The sequence below is a fragment of the Oscillatoria nigro-viridis PCC 7112 genome, from assembly GCF_000317475.1.
GTDB classification, from domain to species: Bacteria; Cyanobacteriota; Cyanobacteriia; order Cyanobacteriales; family Microcoleaceae; genus Microcoleus; species Microcoleus nigroviridis.
In genome coordinates, this window is record NC_019729.1 from 4,658,749 (window position 1) to 4,682,349 (window position 23,601).

Here is a 23,601-nt window from a genome sequence, read left to right on the forward strand (position 1 = left end):
CCAGTTGAGGGTGCGGAATGTGGGAGATAAGGATCGTCAATTAAATAATTTCCCTTTTTTCTTGTGGGATGGGCGTCCCGCCCCTCCCCGTTAGGGCGGGACGCCCTCCCACAACAGTCATGAAAAGTGGATTTTATTTAATTCTCATCCCTAAGTAAGCGATCGCTCTTAATTTATTGTTATGAACCAACACGCATTGTTCCGGTGAAGATTCTTTGTTATGGGAAGTAATATAGCCAGAGTTTTTGATAACTTTTATGATTTGTGAAAAGCTCGATCGCAGAAGTGAAAAGTATATATTATCTTGAAAGAGGGACAAAATGGTAGAAATACCGCTCTGCGGACACCGCACCGCTAGAAAATGATCCTCAACTCTGGAATGTCGATCGACAAATCGTGTAGAATCGGGCTGCACCCGCATTTATTCTTAAAACCTTTCCAGAACTATTGTGCAAACACCTAATTTTTCCGAACTCAACCATCCTGTGGTCAAATCCCTGTTCCATCACAGCGACCAGGAATTATTGACTCTGTTTCAAAACCATCCCGATCAGGGTCGCTTCTTCACGGCGATTTTTTGCCGCTACGCTCAAATTGTACACTCCCTGATCCGCCATTCCGTGCGATCGCCCGTACAAGGCGATTACCTGTTTGCTCACACTTGGCTGCACATCTATCACGAACTGCGAGGCCTCGATTTGCGCCGCGAAATCCGAGAGTCTGATGGCGGAAATCTCAGTCTCCAAAACTGGCTGATTAATGTCACCGCAGTCTGCATAAATCAAGCTGAACTGCCCCCTGTTGAGTCGATTCACTACTCTTTGCAATCGGCTCCGCCTCCCCTGTGGTGTTACGTCAAACAAGCCTTAGAACTGTTAGCGCCGCTGCCTCGTCTAGTGGTGTTGATGGCTCAGACTTTCCGCTGGAGCGAAACTCGAATTGCAGCTTATTTGCAAGCCGAAGGCGAAGCTATTTCGCCGGCTCAGGTAAAGGCTTTGCTGCAAAAAGGATATCAAAGTTTAGAATCAAACTTGCCGGAGGATATTCGGGCGATTTATCTAGATGAAAATCTCGATTATCAAGAAGCACTTGTCTAGTATAGCGATCGAGTTTGTGGTTTCTTAAAAACCCGGTGTTTTGAAAATACTGGGTTTTTTAGCTATCACCTATAGCGGAATGTGCTCCGTCCGCACCCTACATTTTGATTTTTTCTGTAAATTGTAATCATCTATTTTGGTTGAATACCAGCAATCCAAATATAAGAGGTGGAAATGGCTGTTTATCAAGTTCGGTTGGTGAATGAGGCTCTGGCGCTCGATCGCACGATCTCCGTACCAGACGACCAGTATATCTTAGATATGGCAGAAGATGCCGGCATCCGCTTGCCGAATGGATGCAAGCAAGGAGAGTGTTCTGCTTGCGTTGCCAAACTGCTGAGCGGTGAAATCGACCAAAGCGAACAAAAGTTTTTGAAGCCGTCAGAATTGCAAGCTGGCTACGCTGTTACTTGTGTGGCTTACCCGCTTTCTGACTGCACTTTGTTAACCCATCAAGAACAAGTTTTATATCAAGCTGCTCTTTATTTTAAGTAATACGAAATCTTTTTTTTACCCTCTTTTCTTTTGGCCTCGCTTGGCGCGGAATTTGTTGGTAAAAGAGCGAATTATATTCGCCTATCTAATCGTTATCAAAGTAGATTTGGTACGGTCTAAGGTGCGTGACTTTCCAGCATCTCGCTGTTAATAGACGAACTAAAAAGTCACGCACCCTAACGAGTAGAGCTCAACCCGCCCTGATTAATTTAGCAATTGTAGAATCCGCTTCAGTGGAATTTCCACCCAATCCAAGCGGTAATTGAGTTCGTATGCCAGCTCGGAAACCGCTTTTTCCAAAATGTAAGCATCTAGCAAAACTTGTAGTTCCTGTATAGATTTGGGCAAGAAATCTGCATCGGCTGCTGTTGCCAAATACCTCTTAACAAAAGTGAGGCTGACCCAGCGGTGCCAAACGTTCGCCCACTGCTCCATTTCTGGGAGATTTTCAGGGCGAATCATGCCACTTTCTACTTCATTGCGGAGTGCCAAAGTAACAGCGTAACTCAAAGATTGCAGCATTCCCGCAACATCTCGCAGGGGCGACCTCTTCATCCGCCGCTCGCTTAAGGGTCGATTCCGTTCTCCTCCGAAATCAATAATTACGAAGTCTTTGCCTGTATAAAGAACTTGCCCGAAATGAAAGTCTCCGTGACAGCGAATTCTATCGGCCGTGATTCTCAAGTTCAAAATAGACTTGAAACGTTCCATGAGCAAGTCTTCGCGGTTGAGGAGCTTTTGGGCCGATTTTTGTATGTCTGGCTGCAGTTTGGGCAGCCGTTTTTTCAGCTCTAGCAAAGTTCTTCCGGCCAGATTTCTCATGTGTTGATAAATGGAACGCTGGTAAAAGGAAGTGAAGTTTTCTGGGGCAAAAGCGGGATTTTCTGTGTCAGAAGCTAAAGCGAGATGAAGTTCGGCTGTCCGCTGACCTAAAAGTTCGGCTGATGCTAAGTAAGAGCCGATGAGTTCGCGAGCTAATGGCGGAATTTCTAGCGATAAATCGGCTACTAGCGAGTTTTGCGGCCTCTGCGTTTGTCCGGTCAAAGCGTTCGGTAAATAATTTTCGGGGTCCGTAGATAAATTGTCACCGGAATGCTTTGCTTCTACTGTCATTACTTGCTCGAAATAGTCGCGCAGTGTGTCTAATGTATAAGACCAAGCATCTACGCTGTCGGGGATTAATTTTTGTAGGATTCCGACTGTCAGGACTTGTTTTGCTGGTGTGCGGTATTGCAATGCTCCGGCAATTGGAGCGTAGTGTTGGATCGAGTTGCGCTCTGTTAAAAAGCGTCCGATTTCTAATTCGGGGTTAATTCCTTCCTCGATTTTTCGCAATATTTTCAGGACGAAGCGGTCGCCGTAACCTGCGGATGTATTGCTTTGTTCTTTTTTGAACAGGTGAGGGTCGAGCTGCGATAAATCTTGTTCTGAGTTGAATGAACTGTCGGCAATTCCTACCAGTTGACCTGCCGCACCTCTGTAACTGCGATCTTTGGCGATCGCCCCCAGCAGTGCGCTCAGAAAACCTTTTTCCCCAGCCGCATCAAATAGTACCCCAATTTCCTTGTTGGTTTCTGGGAATTGCAGGCGCGCGATCGCCCGATCGTCCACATCGCCTTTCATCTCTTCCCACCCTAAAGGCAAAACGTAAGTTTCCGGCATACCTTCAGTATAATTCAACAGCAAAAACAGAATGTAAACTTGAGATTCCTCCCCCGCACTATCTTTACATTCAACAGGCACAACGTCACTTATTTCTAAAGATTGAATTGTCCTGTCTGTACCGCTAAACCAGCGATTGTGGCGCAAGTATTCCGGCAAAAGATTCAGCAGCATATCGCTTAACTGACTTGTAGCAAAAGCAGTTTTCCAATTGCCTATGACCGCCAAACTAGGCAAGTCTGTATGATAACCCTGCAACGAAAAATCTTCTTGTTTAACAGTCAGAGTAAACCAGTAAAACGTGTGAGGACTCAAGCTCAAAAAGTAAGGCGACTCGCCCACAGCAGGAAACTCCGTGCGGCCGAAAATCTCCACCGGAACAGCACCTTTAAAGGGCGCAAGGTCTAATTCTGCCGTCTGGACGAAGCGCGACAAATTAGCCACTACGAGGATGTGTTCGTCTTGATAAGTGCGTACAAAAGCTAAAACTTTGCGGTTTTCCGGGTACAGAAACTCGCAAGTTCCGCGGCCGAATGCTTGGAAGCGCTGCCTAATTGCAATCAGGCGTTTCATCCACCACCACAGAGAACTCGGATTCGCCCGCTGCGCGTCCACGTTAACAGATTCGTAGTGATATTCAGGGTCAACAATTGGGGGTGCGTACAGCCGCTGCGGGTTAGCGCGGCTGAAACCGGCATTGCGATCGCCACTCCACTGCATCGGAGTTCTCACCCCGTTGCGATCGCCCAAATAGATATTGTCTCCCATGCCAATTTCATCGCCGTAGTAAAGCACCGGCGTACCCGGAAGAGACAGCAGCAAAGCATTCATCAACTCGATGCGGCGGCGGTTATTTCCCATCAAAGGAGCCAAGCGGCGGCGGATGCCCAAATTAATTCTCGCCTGAGTGTCTTGAGCGTAAACCCGATACATATAATCTCGGTCTTCATCACTCACCATTTCCAGCGTCAATTCATCGTGATTCCGCAAAAATAATGCCCACTGACAGTTATTGGGAATCTGCGGAGTTTGCTGGAGAATGTCGCTAATTGGAAAGCTATCTTCCATGTACAAAGCCATAAATAAACGCGGCATCAGCGGAAAATGAAAGTTCATGTGACATTCATCCCCAGCAGCGTAATATTCCACTGCATCCTCCGGCCACTGATTCGCCTCAGCCAGCAGCATCCGGTTCGGGAAGTTTTCATCTACGTGCTTCCGCAATTGCTTCAGGAATTGGTGAGTTTCTGGCAGGTTTTCGCAGTTAGTACCTTCGCGCTCGTACAGGTAAGGCACCGCATCCATCCGCAGTCCGTCTACTCCCAGTGCCAACCAGAAATCTACCACATCTAAGATGGCTTGGCGGACGGCCGGATTGTCGTAATTCAAATCTGGTTGGTGAGAATAAAAACGGTGCCAGTAATAAGCTTTTGCTACAGAATCCCACGCCCAATTAGAGGTTTCAAAATCTTGGAAAATAATCCGAGCATCTTGATATTTTTCCGGCGTGTCGCTCCACACATAAAAATCTCTTTCGTTACTGCCTTTCGGGGCGCGGCGCGCTCGCTGAAACCAAGCGTGCTGGTCGGAAGTGTGGTTGACAATTAACTCAATAATGACTCGAATTCCCCGCTGGTGCGCGGCTTCTAAAAGGTCTTTAAAATCCTCTAATGTGCCGTAAATCGGGTTGACCGTAGTATAGTGAGATGTATCGTAGCCGTCGTCTCGGAGCGGCGAGGGAAAAAATGGCAGTACCCAAATTGCTGTTACTCCCAAGTTTTGCAGGTAATCCAGTTTTTCTGTCAGTCCTCTAAAGTCGCCGATGCCGTCTGCATTGCTGTCGGCAAAAGCCCGAACTGGTACTTCGTAAATAATCGCGTCTTTGAACCACAAGGGGTCGTCATTTAACATTGAGTTTGGCATGATTTGTAGCGATAATTGGTCATTGGTAATTTGTACTTAAACTTTGGTAATTGGGATTTGTTAGTTCCCATCCAAACCGATAAATCATAACTCATAATTTGACCGCAATTCCTCATGCCAGCGGCAGACGTTTAATCGTAATTTATTAATGCAAAACTTATAATTTCTTAACTATAAAATCTCAACAATCTATTTTGCTATTTCGGATACAGTTCACAATCCGGGTACTGTGCTAGCTACCGATGGGCGGTAGTGCCCATCCTACATACTCTCGTTCTCTCCCCTTCTTCCGAGAGCATCTCATATTTGTAAAAACACTGATTCTGGCTCCTGACTCCTGGCTCCCAACTGCAATTTCTAGCTTGGCTGCTTTCATTGAGATGCTCCCCTTCTCTCCCCAGGGCTGTTTCATTCTCAAGAAAACGAGCCTTTTGACTCTTGTCGTGCCAAGAATGCCGACCCCACCCATCCACGATTTGTTAGGCATTTGGTGGGATTGGGGCAGCCACGGGGGGCAGCCCCTACAAGAAAATGAAACAGCCTTGCTTCTCTCCCTCTCCCGCTTCCGTCAAAGGTGCGGTATTTACTACCTGCCGGACGGTTGCCACGACATTACAGTACCTTGACGTTTATTACTAATTTTCGTTACATTAGTTTACATAAAGCAACAAAAGTTAAGGAAAAAGCAAATATGGCTATTGTAATCTCTCTTTTAATCGTCGGTTGGGTCGCAGCAGCATTAATTGGCACTCAAGCATATTTCCTCGGGGAACAGTCAAAGCCCATCCACGAGCGGAATTGGAACGATGAATCTTTTGAAAAATTGGCTGTAGCAATCACAGCAACAGAGATGGATTACAGCGTTCGCGTTCCCGCCTACAGCCTGGATGCTTACGGCAGCCGCACCATCTCGAATTCTTGATATCAAGTAACAGGTTTCACCATTTTCAATCACAGGCAAGATGCCTGTTCCTAATTTTCAATAACAGGCAGGATGCCTGTTCCACAAGAAGACTTATTATTTGTGGAACAGGCATCTTGCCTGTTCCTAATTTTCAATAACAGGCAAGATGCCTGTTCCACAAGAAGACTTATTATTTGTGGAACAGGCATCTTGCCTGTTCCTAATTTTCAATAACAGGCATCTTGCCTGTTGCTAATTTTCAATAACAGGCATCCTGCCTGTTCCACAAGAAGACTTATTATTTGTGGAACAGGCATCTTGCCTGTTGCTAACGCAACTACAAACTGTTACCTGTCAGCGCTGGGCGAGAATCTTTTTTGCGAAATTGCAAAGTGTTATTTTCGCAGTCGATCGCAATTGTATCGCCCTCAACAAACGCATTTTCCAGAATCTTGTTGGCCAGCGGGTTTTCCAACTCCCGCTGGATGGCGCGTTTCAAGGGACGAGCGCCGTAAACCGGGTCGTAACCGACATCTGTGATATGGTTTTTCGCCGCATCGGACAGTTCCAAAGTAATTTTTTGCTCTGCCAACAAACGCTCGATCCGCTTGACTTGAATGCTGACTATTTGCCGCAGTTCGGTTTTGCTCAAAGTGTGGAACAAAATTGTCTCGTCAACGCGATTGAGAAATTCGGGCCGAAAGTGCGATCGCAGCGCTGTCATCACCCGTTTTAACATCTGTTCGTACTCTTGGTCTGTCTCCCGTTCTTGAGTCAAGAGATTGTCATTTTCGCTCTTATTTTCAGTCTTGTTTTCACTCTTAGTTACAGTATCAAAATCGACTCGCTCGGCCGACACCTCAACAGTACCGTCGGCAGCCACTTTATAATCTGTCTTTTGACTTGACAAATCTTTCGTTTCCTGCTTCCGACTAGCAGGTTTTTTGACGGTTTTTTCCTTCTTAGTAAACACGTCTAAAATGTGGTCGCTGCCGATATTGCTAGTCATCACAATTACGGTATTTCTAAAGTCAACCACTCGACCTTGAGAATCGGTAATTCTGCCGTCATCCAACACTTGCAGCAAAATGTTAAATACGTCGGGGTGCGCTTTTTCCACTTCGTCAAACAGCACTACCGAATAAGGATGTCTCCGCACTGCTTCGGAAAGTTGTCCCCCTTCATCGTAACCGACATATCCGGGAGGAGCCCCTACCAACCGGGAAACGCTGTGCTTCTCCATGTATTCCGACATATCGATGCGGACGATCGCATCATCGCTGTCAAACAAAAACTCCGCCAACGCCCGCGCTAACTCAGTTTTTCCGACGCCTGTGGGGCCCATAAACAAGAAAGAGCCGATCGGCCTCCCCGGATCTTTCATGCCCGCCCTAGCGCGCCGAATTGCCGCTGCCACGGCTGTAACAGCTTCCTCTTGACCGATGACTTTTTGGTGCAAGTGTTTTTCCAATTGCAGCAATTTTTGGCGTTCTGATTCTAACAACCGGTTAACCGGAATGCCCGTCCATTTAGCGACAATTTCGGCAATATCGCCCTCAGTAACTTTTTCCCGCAGCAGGGAAGAACCTTGAGCTTGCTGTTTCAAAAGTTCCGCTTCTTTCGCTTCCCGATCGCGCACTGCCGTTTCCAACTTGCCGTACTTTAACTGTGCGGCCTTATTCAAATCGTAAGCCCTTTCTGCTTGTTCGATTTGGACTCGCAATTGGTCTTCTTCTGCTTTCAATTTATTGATTGCATCCAACAACTGCTTTTCGCCCAACCACTGAGAGGACAATTTTTCCTGCTTAACTTTTAAAATGTCAATCTCAGATGTGATGCGTTCGACGCGGAAGCCGAGCCCGGGGGCTAGAGCACCTTTTCCTTCCCCTTCGATCGACAATTTTTCCATTTCCAACTGCATCACCCGGCGGTCGATTCCTTCCAATTCCACAGGTTTAGAGGTAATCTCCATTTTCAAGTGGGCGGCCGCTTCATCTACCAGGTCGATCGCCTTGTCCGGCAAAAAGCGATCGGAAATATAGCGAAAAGACAGAGTTGCAGCAGCTACCAGGGCCGAATCAGTAATTTTTACCCCGTGGTGGCGTTCGTAACGGTCTTTCAAGCCGCGCAAAATCGAAACAGTATCTTCAACGCTGGGTTCGCCGACAAATACTTGTTGAAATCGGCGTTCCAAGGCAGGATCTTTTTCAATATTCTTGCGGAATTCGTCGAGAGTTGTTGCGCCGATGCAGCGCAATTCGCCTCTCGCCAACATCGGTTTTAACAAATTTCCCGCATCCATTCCCGAACCGGAACTGCCGCCGCCGCCAGTGCCGACAACGGTGTGCAATTCGTCAATAAATAGGACAATTTGCCCGTCGGAATCGATAACTTCCCGCAGAACAGACCGCAACCGTTCTTCAAATTCGCCCCGGAATTTTGCCCCAGCAATTAAACTGCCCATGTCGAGGCTAAATAGCTGGCGATTTTTCAAAGATTCGGGCACGTCGCCGTTGACAATTCGCTGGGCTAAACCTTCGGCGATCGCAGTTTTTCCGACTCCGGGATCGCCAATTAACACTGGATTGTTTTTTTGGCGGCGGGAAAGAACTTGTACCACGCGGCGGATTTCCTCGTCGCGGCCGATTACTGGGTCGAGTTTGCCGGCTTTGGCGGCTTCTGTCAAATCGCGGCCGTACTTGCTGAGGGCGTCGGAGTTAACTTCGCCATCTCGATCTTGGGCTTTACCGTTGCTGCGGCTGCCTTTCCCCGTTTCGGAATTTTTTTCTTGGGCTTTAGCAGTGGCGCGGAAAGATTTGATTGCTTCTTCGAGTTTTGGTCGATCGATCGTACCGGCTGGGGGTTTGCGATCGTAACCGGGGCGGCCCGGCGGCCCATCGCCTTTTGTCAGCAACCTGCGACCGACTCGTTCGTCTTCTACTAAACCAATTAATAAATGTTCAACGGCGATAAAATTATCTTGCCAAGCCGCCCTGGTGGCCTCGGCAACATCTAACATCACTTCTAAGCCGCGGCCGAGGTATAGTTGGTCAGCGTTGGCAACTCTGGGCTGTCGTTTGGCAAAACCATCTAACTGCTGGGCAAAGCGGGCGGCATCGACTCCAGCTTTGCTGAGAATGCTGTTGGCCTGCCCTTGCTGTTCGAGAAGGGCGATGGCTAAATGTTCAACCTCTAGCTGCTGATTGGCAAAGCGGCGGGCTACATCCTGGGATTTGACAATGGCTTCCCAGGCTTGATCTGTAAATTTGCTAGGGTCTGTTGGCTGCACGTTGGTTCCTCGCAATCAAGGGGATTCCTGTTGTTATCCGTTAATACATCGTCTCACAACCATCATAATCTTTAAACAGGATTATGAATTTATGAGTGCGGTTAACTACGGCGAAAGTTGTGACCTAATTGACCTGTTGCAAAAGCTTACAGTCCGCAATCCACCCCGAAATTTGGTGCGTTCAGACCGACTCTGGCGATTCCCTTCGGGATAGGTTCGCTGACCGTACTTATAAAAATATTGCCAGAATAAACATTTTTTAGCGACTGAGATTTATGCTATTTCCCACTTACCAATTTTTAGTATTTTTCCTAATAATTTTTAGCGCGATCGTCTCTGTGAAACCCCAAGTCGCTTTGTATAAAATTGTCTTGTTAGTTTCGAGTTTATTATTTTATTCCTTTTGGAGTTTTGACTTTCTCTGGCTCCTGATTTTATCTACCGTCTACAATTATATCATTCTCCGGGTTCTCGGCAACAGTAAGTATAAAAAAATTGCTTTAATCTCCGGTCTAATTTTAAACATTGGCTATCTCGGCATCTTTAAATATTGCAACTTCTTTGTAACTTCTTTATTTGAGGTACTGAACCAGCTACAAATTCCAGCAAACTTTCCAGTTTTGCAAATAATCGCCCCCGTCGGCGTGTCTTTCTACACTTTTAGAATAATTTCTCATTTGATCGACTGCTACCAGCAAAAAATCCCTTGTCCGAAATTTGTAGACTATGCCGCCTACATTACCTACTTTCCGCAAATTGCTTCCGGGCCAATCTCGCGAGCTCGCGAATTTTACTCGCAGCTAAATTCACCGGAAAAATACGACTATAAAATTGAAGAAGTTATAGTTCTGATTTTGTCTGGACTCTTCAAAAAATATACTTTATCGAGCTTTTTGTTTAACTTCACTGACTTGCCATTCAAAGTCCCCCAGCAGTACAGCAGCATCGATTTAATCCTCGCGGCAATTTCCTATTCCTGTTTAATTTACGTAGATTTCAGCGGCTACTCGGATTTAGCCAACGGCATCTCCTGTTTGCTGGGTTTTAAACCCATTGCCAACTTTAATATGCCATACCGATCGCTCAGCCTGCAAGAATTTTGGAAAAGGTGGCACATCAGTCTTTCCGAGTGGCTGAGGGATTACCTTTACTTTCCCTTGGGTGGTAACAAATACGGCAAGTTGAGGAAGTACGTAAATTTACTGATGACAATGGCGATCGGTGGATTGTGGCACGGCGCAGGTTTAAACTTTATTTTCTGGGGAGCAATTCACGGTTTAGGATTAATTGTCAACCATTTATGTAAAGATATCCCCCAAGCTATCCACTTTAAATTAGACTATGCCTTTCCCAGATTTGCTAAATTTTGCAGTTGGTTGTTAACATTTAGTTTTGTTACTTGTAGCTGGGTATTTTTCGGCACTCCCAACTGGGAAACTGCGGTGAGTTTTTTTGCAGGAATTGTCCATCCTGCCGTCGCAACTTTTCAATTTAACTTTTGGCAATTGTATTTAGTAATTGCAGTTATTGGCGCGATCAACTTGTGGGGCGATCGCATCTCCCAACTATTGCAAACCCTATTGTCATTAAAAAACATTTTCTTTCGGGTTGTCTTAGTTTCGCTGCTCGTGTATACTATCTTGATGTTGGGGCCGAGTACCGTTCCGCCTTTTATTTACTTTAATTTCTAAGAAATATGAAAGACCGGGAAATTTTGCTGATTGTTACTTCTGTAATTCTCACTTTAATATTTTCAAACTTATCATTATTTCTAAAAAGCTTTGCTTCAACTCCTTTCGCCAGTCCAGAAATTAAACAAGCTGCGCGCCAGATAAAAATAGACGGTTTCCGAAAATCAGAACAAGATTTTTGGAGCAAAATTAAAGATATTAACTTCGATAGCCTCCCCAAAGAATCAGAACTTCCTCCTGTCAAAACCGAAACAAAAGCGGCCGTTCAACCCCCAAAGCCTGCTAATGCTAAAAAACCCACTCCAGCTAAAAAACCAACCCCAGCTAAACCCAAACTGACCAGACCTTATCGCCGATTTTTATTTATTGGAGATTCCGTAATGTTCGACTTAGGAATTCAACTCCAGTACACTCTTAAGAAAAAATACAATATCGCCGATACGAAAATTGACTACAAGGTCTCGACCGGATTAAATCGGATAGATTATTATGATTGGTATGCCCGAACTCGCCAAATTATTAATAATTACCAGCCGGATGTAGTGATAGTTTTGTTTGGAACAAATGACCGTCAAAATATCATTGATTATCAAGGAAAACCCTGGGCTGTTATGACCAAAGAATGGCAAAAAGCTTATCGAGAAAGAGTTGAAAAATACGCCAATTTACTGAATTCGTCATCCGCGAGAAAAGTGTATTGGGTCGGTCAATCAATGCCTAACAAATCTTTGTATCTCAAAGCTTTTCCCATCATGAACGATATTTATAAAAATGCCAGCAAATCTTCATCTAAAATAGAATTTATTTCTACTTGGGAGACCTTTGCACAAGCAGGAAAATTTGTTCCAGTAGTTGCTAATAAATCTGGTAAGCGAGGCTATGTAAAAAATAATGATGGCTTGCACTTTACCTCCCACGGAGCTCAGATTGTCAGCGACTTAATCGTTGATAAAATGGCGGAGGACAAAATATTAAAAGATCTGACAAAGAAATGACTCTAGTAGGTTGGGTTTCGCGGCCAAACCTAAAATTTGGATCTTTGACCAATTATTGCAAAATAATATATTTAGTTCGGGACGCACATTGGCTTTGCTCAACCAGGTTTATAGGGAAAATCTAGGCTTGAGTTATGATAAATTTACTCGTGAAACCGGGTTTCTAATTCCCTATGCGTCCCGGACTAATATTGACAAAAAGCAGCAGTAGATGTAAAGTTGAATCGATCATCAAACAACAGCGTCAAAATATAGTAATTGTCATCGCGACAAATTATGACGAGCAATCTGTGGAAACTCGATCGCACTAACATCCCTGAGTCAATGGGGTGCAGCGGCACAGCGCTAATCTTCCTTCTCACTAAATATACTCAACCTTGGCAAAGAATAAACCTAGTTGAAAAATTCCTGCAACAGTGCGGCATCGAGCCTTTTGCTGAAGTTTTGGGCGTACCCAACAGCGGAATCTTCAGAGAAAATATACCGGAATCCGTCAGAAAACCGCATCCGAATTTGCTGTTTCGCGCTTTGGCAATTCAGGCATTGGGGAAGGTGCGAGATGAGCTGATATCAAGTGAGAGAGAAGCTAGAGCAAGTGATTTTAGCAAAAATCTGCTGGCGGCGTTAGAACAGGAAGCGCGAGGGGGATCGACTCCTTTAATGCGGTGGTCTGCGGCTGTTAGTATTAAGTCACTTTGGTTGGATGAAGCAGGGCAACAACAAGGCAAGGAAGGTGCTGTCAATGTCACAATCAATGCAGGGGAAATTGAGCGGCTGGCTGTAGAAGAGCAAATTAAACTGTTAGCAATCAACAAATTTGCTGTGGGCGACAGTAGAAATGACAGCAGTAAGGAATATGAGAATTGTCTCGATTTTTGGGTGTACGGCCCTAGCTGGCTGCTGCCGGGTCTGCCAATGGATTGCGACGAATATCTGTTTTGGATCGATCGAGTATTTGCTGCGATCGCACTTAGGGGCCACTACAAATTGAATGCCGAAAACGATGCAGCGGTAACAAACTTTTTGGGAGTTGCGGAAAATAATTTTAATGACTTGGAATTCTCTAAAATACTTGCCAAAATTTTTGAGTTCCTGCATCACCCCGAAGCGAAAGTCAAAAATTTAGCTGCCATTATTTTAGCACCCTACAAAGACAAGCTTGACCGAAAATTGGCGCTGATTCTGAGAGCGCTAGTATATAAATTTAATGTAAAATATCAGCCTTTAGAATCCCTGACTATTCCCGAAATCGAGGAGTACAAAGCGTCACTGTATTTCGGTCAAATGGAAATTGACGACTTGTATTGTGAGGCTTTGGCGCTGTGCGGCAATCGGGATGTCGAACTCGCAAGTTTATTGTCAGCGAAACAAAGGGAATACCAACATACTCTAGAGGAGTATATCAACAATCTCAGCAAGTTAGTTAAGTCAATCATAAATTGCCAGAGCTTGTTAGATGCTAATAAAGAACTTTTGTATTTGACGGTAGATCGGCTGGAAAAATGGGATTACACTCTAGACAATAAACTGGCGGCCCACCGCAAAAAAATCCAAAACCTGAGCTTGGATAAAAGTACCTCCGTGCAGTGCATCAACCTCGACAATGAACTCAATTATATCAGAGATTCTTTGCAGTATACGTTGTATGAAGTCACATCAAATATTAACAGCCAAATTAGAGAGTTAGAACTTTCTGCGTCCAAAAATAGCAAGACGGCAACAGATATGTTTAGGTGGACGTGGCTATTGTTCGCGGTGGGATTTTCAGGAGGACTGTTTTTGTATTTATCGGATTTAGTGATTAACTGGATATTCGGTGTCAGCTACACAAGCGAATTTCTAGTTTATTGGACTATTGTATTTAGTGTGATGGTGGTATTTTTGTTAGTATTAGCTGTATTCTTTTCGGCGCTCGCTGCTTTATACCAGCGCCGAGAATCTAAATTAATTCCTCAATTTGATAGCTTAAGCCAAATAGGGAGCAGTTTTTCTATATTGTGGCAAAAAATATATTTGCAGCAGTTTGTACCGTCGGTGCGATCGAATTAAAAGTTTCAGTTGACAGTTGTGGGTACGACTGTTGTCAAAAGGCAAACGGAAGAGGGAAGATAGTTTTTCCTTCCCCTTCCCCCTCTTAAGAAAGTTAGGATGCGGTTGTTGCTGCTACTTTCTGGGTGTTGCTACCTTGATTGGCCAGTTGAATTAATTCAACTTTATATCCATCTGGGTCTTGCACAAAAGCGATGACAGTTGAACCGTGCTTCATCGGGCCGGGTTCCCGACTAACTTTACCGCCGCGGGCTTTAATTTCTTCGCAAGTAGCGTAAATGTCGTCAACGCCGATCGCAATATGACCGTAAGCATCTCCCAAATTGTACTCTGTAACCCCCCAGTTGTATGTTAATTCCAAAACTGTAGTGTCTGATTCATCACCGTAGCCCACAAAAGCCAGAGTAAATTTACCGTCTGGATAGTCCTTTTTTCGCAGCAATTTCATGCCCAGAACCTCCGTGTAAAATTTGAGGGACTCTTCCAGGTTGCCGACTCGGAGCATCGTGTGTAGTAGTTGCATTTAGCTCACTCCAAATTTTTTAAGCTTTCATCTATTTTAGCTATTTCCTGCGGAAAAAACTCGCCCCTCAACCGTCGCAGTTGCCGCAGGTTGATAACTGTCTATTTGATTTAGCTTTGTACTTCCACCACACCCCGAAACATATTCATGCCGCACGTAAATAGGTATCGTCCAGGTTTGTCAGGGGTAAATTCAACAGCCGTTACCTGATTGAGAGGTAATTCTCGCACTATGTTAAAATCTGGTAACAACACTTTTTCAAGACAACTATTGGGGTCGCGTCTCAAGAAATTTAGCCGGACTAATTGACCCGCTTCCACAACTACAGTGGCAGGCTCATAACCCCCGTCTACAGTAATAGTCAACTCTTGTATCCCCTGAATAGATTCAGCTTGCTTCCCTTTAGCTTTACTGAATAAAAACCACCACAATTCCAAACCTATTAATGTCAAACCACCTATTGTTACGCCAACTTTTAAACCTATTGGCTGTTCAATGCTGCGGAATTGAGTCGTTGAAGTAGAATGCTGGACGGACATTTCGGAAGCTTGGACTCCCGATGCCATTCCCATCACAAGTCCTAAACTCGCGAGACTTCCCCAAATTTGACGATGGTGTAACATTTTTATAATTCCTCCAAATTTAGGCAATAGATTTTGGGTTAAAATTCCGCAATCGCAAAGCATTACTAACTACAGATACTGAACTGAAAGCCATTGCTGCACCTGCGATAATTGGATTTAGCAACCAGCCAAAGATAGGGAACAAAATACCCGCTGCGATGGGTATTCCAGCGATGTTGTAAATAAAGGCAAAAAACAGATTTTCGCGGATGTTCCGTATGGTGGCGCGGGAAAGTTTAATTGCTGTAACTATACCTTGCAAATCTCCTGAAATTAAGGTAATGTCGCTGGCTGCGATCGCCACATCTGTGCCGGTGCCGATCGCAATTCCCACGTCTGAAGCGGCCAAAGCCGGTGCATCGTTAATCCCGTCTCCCACCATCGCGACAATTTTTCCTTGCCCTTGCAGGGCTTGAATTTGAGCTGCTTTTTGGTCGGGTCTAACTTCGGCAAAAATGCGAGTAATGCCCGCGGATTGGGCGATCGACTCCGCAGTCGCGCGGTTATCCCCCGTCAGCATCGCCACCTCCAAACCGAGTTTTTGAAGCGCTTTCACCGCCTGCGCGGACGATGGTTTGAGAGCATCCGCAATGCCCAGAATTGCCTCTATTTTGCGTTCTACAGCCATCCAAACAACCGTTTTGCTCGCAGCTTCCAAAGCTCTCCCGCGCAGTTCCAGATATTCAGTATCGCAGCCTAGTTCCTGCATCCACCTCAGCGTTCCCAGGGCGATCGACTTTCCCTCCACAACCCCGCGCACGCCGCTTCCCGCGATCGCCTCAAAATTCTTAACATCCGTCAAATTAACCTCTTGAGAGTGAGCGTACCTCACAACAGCTTCCCCCAGAGGATGCTCCGAATTTCGTTCTACAGACGCCGCCAATTGCAGCAACTTTAACTCATTGCTGTCCGCCGTTCCCCTAACTGTCACAAAATCAGTGACAGTCGGCTTGCCTTCTGTGATAGTTCCAGTTTTATCTAACACGATAATTTGGATTTTGTGAGCCAATTCTAAACTCTCCGCTCCTTTAATTAAAATCCCATTTTCTGCACCTTTACCAGTTCCGACCATCACAGCAGTCGGAGTCGCTAAACCCAAAGCGCAGGGACAGGCAATAATCAGCACTTCCACCATTGTCACTGTGGCTATAGTGAAGTTTCCCGTCGCGTTAAACCAGATAATGAAAGTAGCTAAAGCGATGGCAATTACTGTGGGAACAAACCAACCAGTCACTTGGTCTGCTAACTTTTGAATCGGTGCTTTTGACCCCTGTGCGTCCTGCACCATCTTGACAATTTGAGCTAAAAATGTGTCTTTGCCAACTCTTGTCGCCCGAAACTTGAAACTGCCAGTTTTGTTAATTGTGGCTCCGATCACTTCGTCGCCAAGCTGCTTTTTAACTGGCAAACTTTCTCCCGTAACCATTGCTTCGTCTACTGTGGAAGAGCCATCAACAACATCTCCGTCTACGGGGATTTGCTCGCCCGGCCGCACCTGCACGATGTCGCCAATCTCCACTTGGGCGATCGGCACTTCCAACTCTTCCCCGTTGCGAACTATCCGGGCAGTTTTTGCTTGCAAACCCATGAGTTTGCGAATGGCTTCGGAAGTCTTTCCCTTAGCCCGATTTTCTAGGTTTTTCCCCAACAAAATTAAGGCGATAACGCTAGCGGCAACTTCGTAGTAAACGCCAGTAGTCAAACCTTTGGCGGTGAATAAACCGGGAAAAAATGTCACAAATACAGAATAAAAGTAAGCAGCACTCGTACCCAAAGCAATCAGGGTATCCATTGTCGCCACCCGCCGTTTTAGGGATTTCCAAGCTCCCACATAAAACGATCTTCCGCACCAAAATTGTACGGGCGATGTCAGGATTAATTGCAGCCAATAATTGTGCAGCCACGCGGGAATAAATGGCAGATGCAAGCCTGTCATCGATGGAATAGCGCCCACAAAGAGCAGGATGCTGATGATACCTGCTATCCAGAGTTTCCGCTGCAAGGTTTGAGATTCAGATTTGCGATCGGCTGGTTCGGAATCATCCTCTGCAGCGGCCATTTCTTGAAGTGGCAAAGCTTGGTATCCCGCATCATCAACCGCCGATTGAATTGTTTCTAAGTTGGTTTGCTTGGAGTCGTATTGGATGGTTGCTTGTTCCATTCCAAAATTGACATGACACTCAATTACGCCGGGAACAGATTGGATTGCTTGTTCGATAGAGGAAGCACAAGAAGCACAACTCATGCCCCGCAATTTAAGTGTGAGATTGTCCATAGGGGTACTCCTAAATTATAAAGTTACCTTCTGTCTTCAAATGACCGAAAGCACCCAGGATACAAGCCCCCGGATTCATCCGTCCAGAAATAAAAAACCTGTATCCGATGAAACTTGCCGAACGTATTTATCCGTAGGGTCAATGCTTCAATCTAAAATCTAAAATCTAAAATCTAAAATCGATTGACCTCGCCTAAAAACGGATAACGTGCGACGTACTCCTGTCGTGGAGAATCAAAAATTTTAGACTCTTGTTAAATCTTCCAGATTCAAAGCTGCAAGTAAATCTAAAATCTAAAATCTAAAATTGACTTGCTGGATAGCCCGCCGATGCGATCGCTTTCCTAACTTCACTTTCTGACTTAGCGGTTTGAATTGTGACCCATTTTGTCTTGATATCCGCCTCAACCGTGGAGGCTGAGTCAATGGCTTGGACTGCTTTTGCGATTGTAGTCGCACAAGCGGAACAAGCCATCTTAGGAACTTTTAGCTGTAAAGTCATAGTTTGAACCTCACCAGAAACTGCTCAATCAGTGAATTAACTCCATTGTAAAGTCTCCAGTCAGCAGGAGAGTCAAGGGGAATTGCGAAATAAATCAGGAATTCTCAAAAAAGTGGTTTGACACGCTACCCATAGGGGTAAGGCGCGCACTGTGCACCCTACCTAATTACGTTCAAGTGAGTCCTGTCAATCTTAAATTTGAGTGCGATCGAGGATTCTGCAATAATTCTTTACACTTCCGTCGCCAAAATTTCATCCTAATTTCATTTATATGTGAAAGTCTGAAGATAAATGGCCCTTTTCAAGGATATAAGCTCTATGAAACCAATTTCATTAAAAACAGGCTTTGCAGCGCTGATATTGACCGCCACAGCCGCTTTAACCAGTGGAGTGGTTGCAGCTTGTTCAAAAGCCTCTTCCAGCGAAACTCAAGCCCCAAATGTTACCGCTGCAACCGAAGCAAACAACAAGCAAGACGTGGCACAAGGCGGCGGCATGGGTGGCATGAATCCTGGCATGAATCATGGCATGAATCACAATATGTCAATGGATTTAGGGCCGGCTGATGCCGACTACGATTTGCGATTTATTGATGGCATGACAGTACACCATCAAGGTGCAGTAAACATGGCAAAAGAGGTGCTTAACAAATCTAAACGCCCCGAAATGAAAAAGCTTGCAAATAACATTATTGCTGCTCAAAACCGCGAAATAAATCAAATGAAAGAGTGGCGAAAAACTTGGTATCCCAAAGCCAGCAGTACGCCAATGGCTTATCACGGTCCAATGGGTCACATGATGGCAATGACTCCCGAACAAATGCAAAGCATGATGATGAGCATGGATTTAGGGGCCGCTGACGACAAATTTGACTTGCGATTTATCAATGCGATGATTCCTCACCACGAAGGAGCTTTAGTGATGGCCCAAGATGCTTTGAAGAAGTCAAAACGCCCGGAAATGAAGAAATTGTCTCAAGAAATTCTGACTTCGCAAAAGCAAGAAATTGAGCAAATGAAACAGTGGCGGCAAGCTTGGTACAAACAGTAATTGGGAGCATCTCAATGAAAGCACCCAAGCTAGAAATTGGAGGCAGGAGGCAGGAGGAAAGAGTCAGAAGGAAGGAGCCAGAAGAACTGTTTTTACACATATGAGATGCTCCCCATTAATTTAGCTCACCTCAACAAAATGTGATCCAAATCCGGAAAATGAGTGACATTAATCACAGTAGCTCAAGAGTTCCGAAAATACTTGGTTCACCAAAGCAAGAAATTGAGCAAATGAAAAAGTGGCGACAACCTTGGTAGACAAAGTAATGTAGCTCGACTGTGGCTGTCAGCATTTGTCTGACTCCACCTCAGTTGCCTGAGATTACCTAGACATACTGTAGATAATTGAGCCGCCCTACGTCTAAAGTAGTAGAACTTACGTAATAATACTGTAGACACTTGCTCAGTCCTACCTCTAAAGTAGTAGGTAAGTCAGCAAAAAGCTATATAGATAGAGGGGGTAGTTTATGATCTTGAACAGCTTGGAATTAAATACCACTTATAAATCAGATGCCGCCATAGATGAGTTAGTGAGCGCATTGACACAGGAAATTGAAGCGCAAGCAGAGATAAAAAAATCGGAAAAAAATCTACAGCACAATCGCTTGTCATTAGGCACAACTTATCTTCGTATTTTAGAAGCTGGTGGGCATCTGGGCTGCTGATGCGAAATTTCATCCTAATTTCATTTGACCGTGAAATACTAGGTTGAGTAGAGCATTTCTAGCTCTCGGTCATTGCTTAGCGGTCGCTTCTTGGAAAATGCTAATAAATAACTTTACTTAAGTGGTATCACTTACTTACCTTGGCAAAATACCAACCGTTAAACCTGTGGCACTCAACCTGATTTCAAGGACAATGCCAACGATGATATTCCACAAATATGCTCAATCTCCGGCAATTATTAGCAGCTTTTCGGGAAGTTTGTTCAGCCTAATTTTGCTAAGTTCTCCTGCCGCTGTTTTTGCCCACGCTGGCCACGGAAATGAATTTCACCAAAGCGGCGAAACAACTCAAACTCCTGCTGCTATTTCTGTCGATGCCGAAACAGCAAAACGATTAGGAATTAAAGTCTCCCCTGCTGCCCCCCAGCGACTAGATATCGGCATTAAAACTACTGGACAAATTGAAACTTTACCCAACCAAAAAGTAGAAGTGACGGCTCCTGTTGCTGGCAAAGTAGTAGAGTTGTTGGTTAAGCCTGGGGACAAAGTATCAAAAGGTCAACCGCTTGCGGTTTTATCGAGTTCAGAATTAGGACAATTGCGGGTTGAATCTCTCTCGAAACAGGCCGAAGCTGAGGCAGATTTGCAGCAAGCGGAAGGCGATCTCAAACTAGCACGAGAAAATTACGATCGCCAACTTGAAATATCCGCAGCAGAAATCGCCCAAGCCCAAACCCAATTGACAGCGGTAACTAAGCAGTACCAGCGAGAACAAGAATTAGTAAACAAGCGTTCCGTGGTGCAAGCCGCTCAAGAAAACTATCAGCGTCAAGTTGAAATAGCGCAAGCAGAAATAGCGCAGGCAGAAACTGAACTGACGGTGGCTAAAGAACAGTTCGATCGCGACAAAGAATTAGCGGCATCTGGGGCGATCGCCCGACGCACAATGCTGGAATCGCAAGCCCACTTCGCAGAAGCAAAAGCCGCTGTTGCTAAGGCAAAAAGCCGTCCTGAAGTTATCAAAGCCCAAACCGAAATTAAACAAGCCGAAGTAGACCTGCCGATGCGGGAATTGCGGGAATCTCAAGGCAGAGTAGCAGAAGCAAAAGCTCAACTTACCAGAGCTCAGAGCCGCCGGGAAGTTCTAGAAGCCGAGAACCAACTCAAACGCGGCAAAACTGCCGTCGAAGTCGCTCAATCGCGCATTCGCTTGGCTGACGCAGCCTATCAAGCGCGGCTGCAACAATTAGGAACTGTTGCCAACGATCGAGGACTCGTTACCGTAGTTGCTCCGATTTCGGGGACGGTAGCCGATCGCGAAATCACCCCAGGCGAGTCAGTAAACGCTGAAAAACCGTTGATGAGTCTCTTAAATGACAGCCGCGTTTTTGCCACAGCCAACATTTACGAAAAAGACCTGAATAAAGTAAAAAAGGGTCAGGAAGTCAGGGTAAAAGTCGCTAATTTACCCGATCGCACTTTCAATGGAAAAATCGTCTTAATTGGGTCATCCGTGGCAGGAGAAACGCGGGTTGTGCCGGTCAAAGCGGAACTAGATAATATTAACGGCAAATTAAAGCCAGGACTGTTTGCGGAGTTGGAGATTTTAACCGACAAAACTGCCACAAATATTTTAGCAATTCCGAGTGCGGCGGTAGTGGATGTTAGCGGTAAAAAAACCGTTTACCTCCAAAATGGCAATGCTTATCAAGCTGTTGAAATTGAACTCGGTCAAACTGCCGGAGATTTAGTTGAAGTGAAGAGGGGTTTATTCGAGGGAGATTTGATAGTAACGCAGCGAGCACCTCAACTTTACGCACAATCTTTGCGGGGCGGCAGCAAGACCTCAAAAGACGAGCCAAAGAAAGACGCAACTCCCAAGGTAACAGAGGTTAATTTTAATAATTTACCCGTGTCTTTATGGTGGGCGGGAATAGGGGGAGGAGTTGCGATCGCATCCCTGACTTTCACAGCCGGCGTGTTGTGGGGAAATCGGCGCAAATTGCCAGCAATAGCAGCGGATTCTGGAAACAATAATTTTTCTGTCTCTGCACCGACATTAAACGCGAGTACAGTACATGAATTGTCACTGCGGGATGACAACCATCGCGTTAAAAGTCAGGAGACAGAAGCCAAGAGCTTGAACTAAAAATTTTGTTTAATCTAGCAATTATAACCTACATAAAATGACTTAAAAAGGCGGAATAGCCGATGGTAAACCAACTCGCATAAATAAACGTGCAAATGCCTGAGAAAAGTGTTCTAGGTAAGGAGATTTTAACCGCCAGCGATCGTTTAAATTACTAGCGTGTTTCAACACATATTCGTAAGGCAAGGTTTGGATCTCTCTAAAATTTACAACCAGTGATTCTTTGTTATTATCTGGGTTCGTTGGTGATGCCAGCAGGTGCAAACCTTCTGTTCTCCCTCTTAAAACTTCATTCCATTTTCCTTTTTTCTTAAATGCTTCGTTATTTTCCTCAAATTCTGAAATATGGTAAATTGCACACAGCACTACCTGAGCTACTTTTTTATTATCCAGATCGCAGCTTTGGGTGAGAACAATTAAATCGAGTTCATTAACTTCTATTTGTACGTCTTGAATTTCACTGTTTTTGCCAAAATTTGTTGGGTCAAATACTGGTATTGGTACGAGACACCCAGGCAGGTAATCACCTTGCCTGAGAGTGGATTCATTGACCTGCACCCAGAAAGGCTCTACGCTCATTCTTCATCGAAAATATACGGCAGAGGTTTTTTACGCCCTTTGAACTGAGCACGCATCATTACTCGTTCCGAACGCTTTGGCGGTACTGGCTGCCAGTCTATTTCGCCAATGCTTTCTAGAGTTTGTAAGTATTGTTTGACAACTGTTAAATTCTGCAATAATTCATCAGTTAGTTCTGCGATTTTTCGTCCTTCAGGACTTTGTAATTGAGGTGTGGCTTTTGGCTCTACCACCAGCAATTTTGAGGATGGTGAAACGCCATTTGGACGTAGGGGGGTAATTGTAGCCATCAGTTAATCAACTCCCTTGTGCGTTCTGTAATACAAGCTTCAAAAGCTATGTTTTTTTGTTCGTGCATTTGTTCTAAAATGTGCAAAAGCTCTATTTCATTAGAAGGAATATCTCCTTCCATCAATAGATCTAAATCCAATATTATAGAAACAAAATCAGGTGTGGGAGGTGGAACTATTGCTTGATTAATAACCAGCATTGTTTCCAACTTTTCTTGCGGAATTTGTAGCTGCATAAAGTAGCCACTTAATCCTTGTGGCAAGTCAGAGGAAACTTCCGGAAATGTCCTCAAATACTCTTTGAGATCGCCAATCGGTAAAGGAATATCTAGCCTGTTAATATACCTGAGTGCTAAACGAACAATTGCTTCTGGATGTGTCACCGACTGATAGATATTCCACAGTCGCTTTGCTTCGTCCCGAAAATTTTCCCAACAGTCGTAAGGGGCAAGCCGACTGAATGCGAAAGCATCTAAACGCAGTTGAAAAATTTGTTTTTGGTCGCCGCTGGAGGCTATATAGCCAATAGGAGATTGACTGGCTGTTGCCCCAACACTAGCACCTGCCATCATTTGTCCCTGAAAAAGTAACACCTCTTCACGCTGAGGATACTCAGCCTGAATGCTGGAGTACACCTGCGCCAAATTGTCAAGTTTAACTTCAGGTGGAAGTTTAACTTGTATATCAATCAGGGCTTCGGTGATTGGGGCGTGCGAGTAGTGTTTTGGTGCTTGCATAGCAACTATTGTAAGCTGCATTGTCAAAAATAGCAACACAGGTTATATCATTTGAGATTTGAAAGTTTAGATGACTTATTAATCAAGGTTGGAAGTTAAAAGAT

The 23,601-nt window shown here is 44.9% G+C and carries 19 protein-coding genes; 10 read left to right on the forward strand and 9 right to left on the reverse strand.

Translation table 11 applies throughout. The features are described 5' to 3' along the window. Positions 1 to 449 precede the first annotated feature (449 nt). On the forward strand, positions 450 to 1,097 hold the full coding sequence (locus tag OSC7112_RS19585; protein ID WP_015177531.1) for an RNA polymerase sigma factor: 648 nt from the start codon (positions 450 to 452) through the stop codon (positions 1,095 to 1,097). Positions 1,098 to 1,271: 174 nt separating this feature from the next. Beyond that, positions 1,272 to 1,592, forward strand: a complete 321-nt coding sequence (locus OSC7112_RS19590; RefSeq protein WP_015177532.1) for a 2Fe-2S iron-sulfur cluster-binding protein — start codon at positions 1,272 to 1,274, stop codon at positions 1,590 to 1,592. A gap of 204 nt (positions 1,593 to 1,796) precedes the next feature. On the opposite strand, the gene treS is transcribed toward OSC7112_RS19590, so the two are convergent. Next, the gene (gene treS / locus OSC7112_RS19595; RefSeq protein ID WP_041622631.1) at positions 1,797 to 5,177 is read right to left on the reverse strand and encodes a maltose alpha-D-glucosyltransferase; all 3,381 of its coding nucleotides are present in this window, start codon (positions 5,175 to 5,177) and stop codon (positions 1,797 to 1,799) included. A gap of 452 nt (positions 5,178 to 5,629) precedes the next feature. Here treS and OSC7112_RS39945 point away from each other — a divergent pair, with 452 nt between their 5' ends. Then, positions 5,630 to 5,803: a hypothetical protein gene (locus OSC7112_RS39945; RefSeq protein ID WP_190274235.1), complete on the forward strand. Its 174-nt coding sequence runs from the start codon at positions 5,630 to 5,632 to the stop codon at positions 5,801 to 5,803. Positions 5,804 to 5,868: 65 nt separating this feature from the next. After that, the gene (locus tag OSC7112_RS19605; protein WP_015177535.1) at positions 5,869 to 6,099 is read left to right on the forward strand and encodes a photosystem II protein, Psb35-related; all 231 of its coding nucleotides are present in this window, start codon (positions 5,869 to 5,871) and stop codon (positions 6,097 to 6,099) included. A gap of 319 nt (positions 6,100 to 6,418) precedes the next feature. On the opposite strand, the gene OSC7112_RS19610 is transcribed toward OSC7112_RS19605, so the two are convergent. After that, positions 6,419 to 9,370, reverse strand: a complete 2,952-nt coding sequence (locus tag OSC7112_RS19610; protein WP_015177536.1) for an ATP-dependent Clp protease ATP-binding subunit — start codon at positions 9,368 to 9,370, stop codon at positions 6,419 to 6,421. A gap of 275 nt (positions 9,371 to 9,645) precedes the next feature. Here OSC7112_RS19610 and OSC7112_RS19615 point away from each other — a divergent pair, with 275 nt between their 5' ends. The 3 genes from OSC7112_RS19615 to OSC7112_RS19630 all read left to right on the forward strand — a co-directional run bounded on the left by OSC7112_RS19615 (position 9,646) and on the right by OSC7112_RS19630 (position 14,105). Beyond that, positions 9,646 to 11,061 carry an MBOAT family O-acyltransferase gene (locus OSC7112_RS19615; protein ID WP_015177538.1) on the forward strand — a complete coding sequence of 472 codons (1,416 nt, stop codon included), beginning with the start codon at positions 9,646 to 9,648 and terminating at the stop codon, positions 11,059 to 11,061. Positions 11,062 to 11,066: 5 nt separating this feature from the next. Continuing rightward, complete coding sequence (locus OSC7112_RS19620) at positions 11,067 to 12,056, forward strand: SGNH/GDSL hydrolase family protein (protein ID WP_015177539.1); 990 nt, start codon at positions 11,067 to 11,069, stop codon at positions 12,054 to 12,056. A gap of 276 nt (positions 12,057 to 12,332) precedes the next feature. Further along, on the forward strand, positions 12,333 to 14,105 hold the full coding sequence (locus OSC7112_RS19630) for a hypothetical protein (protein ID WP_015177540.1): 1,773 nt from the start codon (positions 12,333 to 12,335) through the stop codon (positions 14,103 to 14,105). Positions 14,106 to 14,199: 94 nt separating this feature from the next. On the opposite strand, the gene gloA is transcribed toward OSC7112_RS19630, so the two are convergent. The 4 genes from gloA to OSC7112_RS19650 all read right to left on the reverse strand — a co-directional run bounded on the left by gloA (position 14,200) and on the right by OSC7112_RS19650 (position 18,028). Next, positions 14,200 to 14,628: a lactoylglutathione lyase gene (gene gloA, locus OSC7112_RS19635; protein ID WP_015177541.1), complete on the reverse strand. Its 429-nt coding sequence runs from the start codon at positions 14,626 to 14,628 to the stop codon at positions 14,200 to 14,202. Between the two features lie 110 nt (positions 14,629 to 14,738). Then, positions 14,739 to 15,251, reverse strand: a complete 513-nt coding sequence (locus OSC7112_RS19640; protein ID WP_015177542.1) for a cupredoxin domain-containing protein — start codon at positions 15,249 to 15,251, stop codon at positions 14,739 to 14,741. 19 nt (positions 15,252 to 15,270) lie between these two features. Further along, positions 15,271 to 17,526, reverse strand: coding sequence for a heavy metal translocating P-type ATPase (locus tag OSC7112_RS19645; protein ID WP_015177543.1), 2,256 nt, complete (start codon positions 17,524 to 17,526; stop codon positions 15,271 to 15,273). 301 nt (positions 17,527 to 17,827) lie between these two features. After that, positions 17,828 to 18,028, reverse strand: a complete 201-nt coding sequence (locus OSC7112_RS19650; RefSeq protein WP_015177544.1) for a heavy-metal-associated domain-containing protein — start codon at positions 18,026 to 18,028, stop codon at positions 17,828 to 17,830. A gap of 318 nt (positions 18,029 to 18,346) precedes the next feature. Here OSC7112_RS19650 and OSC7112_RS19655 point away from each other — a divergent pair, with 318 nt between their 5' ends. The 3 genes from OSC7112_RS19655 to OSC7112_RS19665 all read left to right on the forward strand — a co-directional run bounded on the left by OSC7112_RS19655 (position 18,347) and on the right by OSC7112_RS19665 (position 21,891). Beyond that, positions 18,347 to 19,078, forward strand: coding sequence for a DUF305 domain-containing protein (locus OSC7112_RS19655; RefSeq protein ID WP_015177545.1), 732 nt, complete (start codon positions 18,347 to 18,349; stop codon positions 19,076 to 19,078). Positions 19,079 to 19,559: 481 nt separating this feature from the next. Next, positions 19,560 to 19,742: a hypothetical protein gene (locus OSC7112_RS19660; protein ID WP_223300651.1), complete on the forward strand. Its 183-nt coding sequence runs from the start codon at positions 19,560 to 19,562 to the stop codon at positions 19,740 to 19,742. 193 nt (positions 19,743 to 19,935) lie between these two features. Beyond that, positions 19,936 to 21,891: an efflux RND transporter periplasmic adaptor subunit gene (locus OSC7112_RS19665; protein ID WP_223300652.1), complete on the forward strand. Its 1,956-nt coding sequence runs from the start codon at positions 19,936 to 19,938 to the stop codon at positions 21,889 to 21,891. Between the two features lie 42 nt (positions 21,892 to 21,933). On the opposite strand, the gene OSC7112_RS19670 is transcribed toward OSC7112_RS19665, so the two are convergent. Genes OSC7112_RS19670 through OSC7112_RS19680 form a run of 3 tightly spaced genes read right to left on the reverse strand, consistent with a single transcriptional unit; the run spans position 21,934 to position 23,497 of the window. Then, on the reverse strand, positions 21,934 to 22,470 hold the full coding sequence (locus tag OSC7112_RS19670; protein WP_015177548.1) for a hypothetical protein: 537 nt from the start codon (positions 22,468 to 22,470) through the stop codon (positions 21,934 to 21,936). Beyond that, positions 22,467 to 22,760: a hypothetical protein gene (locus OSC7112_RS19675; RefSeq protein WP_015177549.1), complete on the reverse strand. Its 294-nt coding sequence runs from the start codon at positions 22,758 to 22,760 to the stop codon at positions 22,467 to 22,469. Before OSC7112_RS19675 ends, OSC7112_RS19670 begins: the two co-directional genes overlap by 4 nt. Next, a complete protein-coding gene (locus tag OSC7112_RS19680) occupies positions 22,760 to 23,497 on the reverse strand; it encodes a TIGR04255 family protein (RefSeq protein ID WP_041623300.1) in 738 nt (245 codons plus the stop codon). The genes OSC7112_RS19675 and OSC7112_RS19680 overlap by 1 nt, the downstream gene beginning before the upstream one ends. Positions 23,498 to 23,601 lie beyond the last annotated feature (104 nt).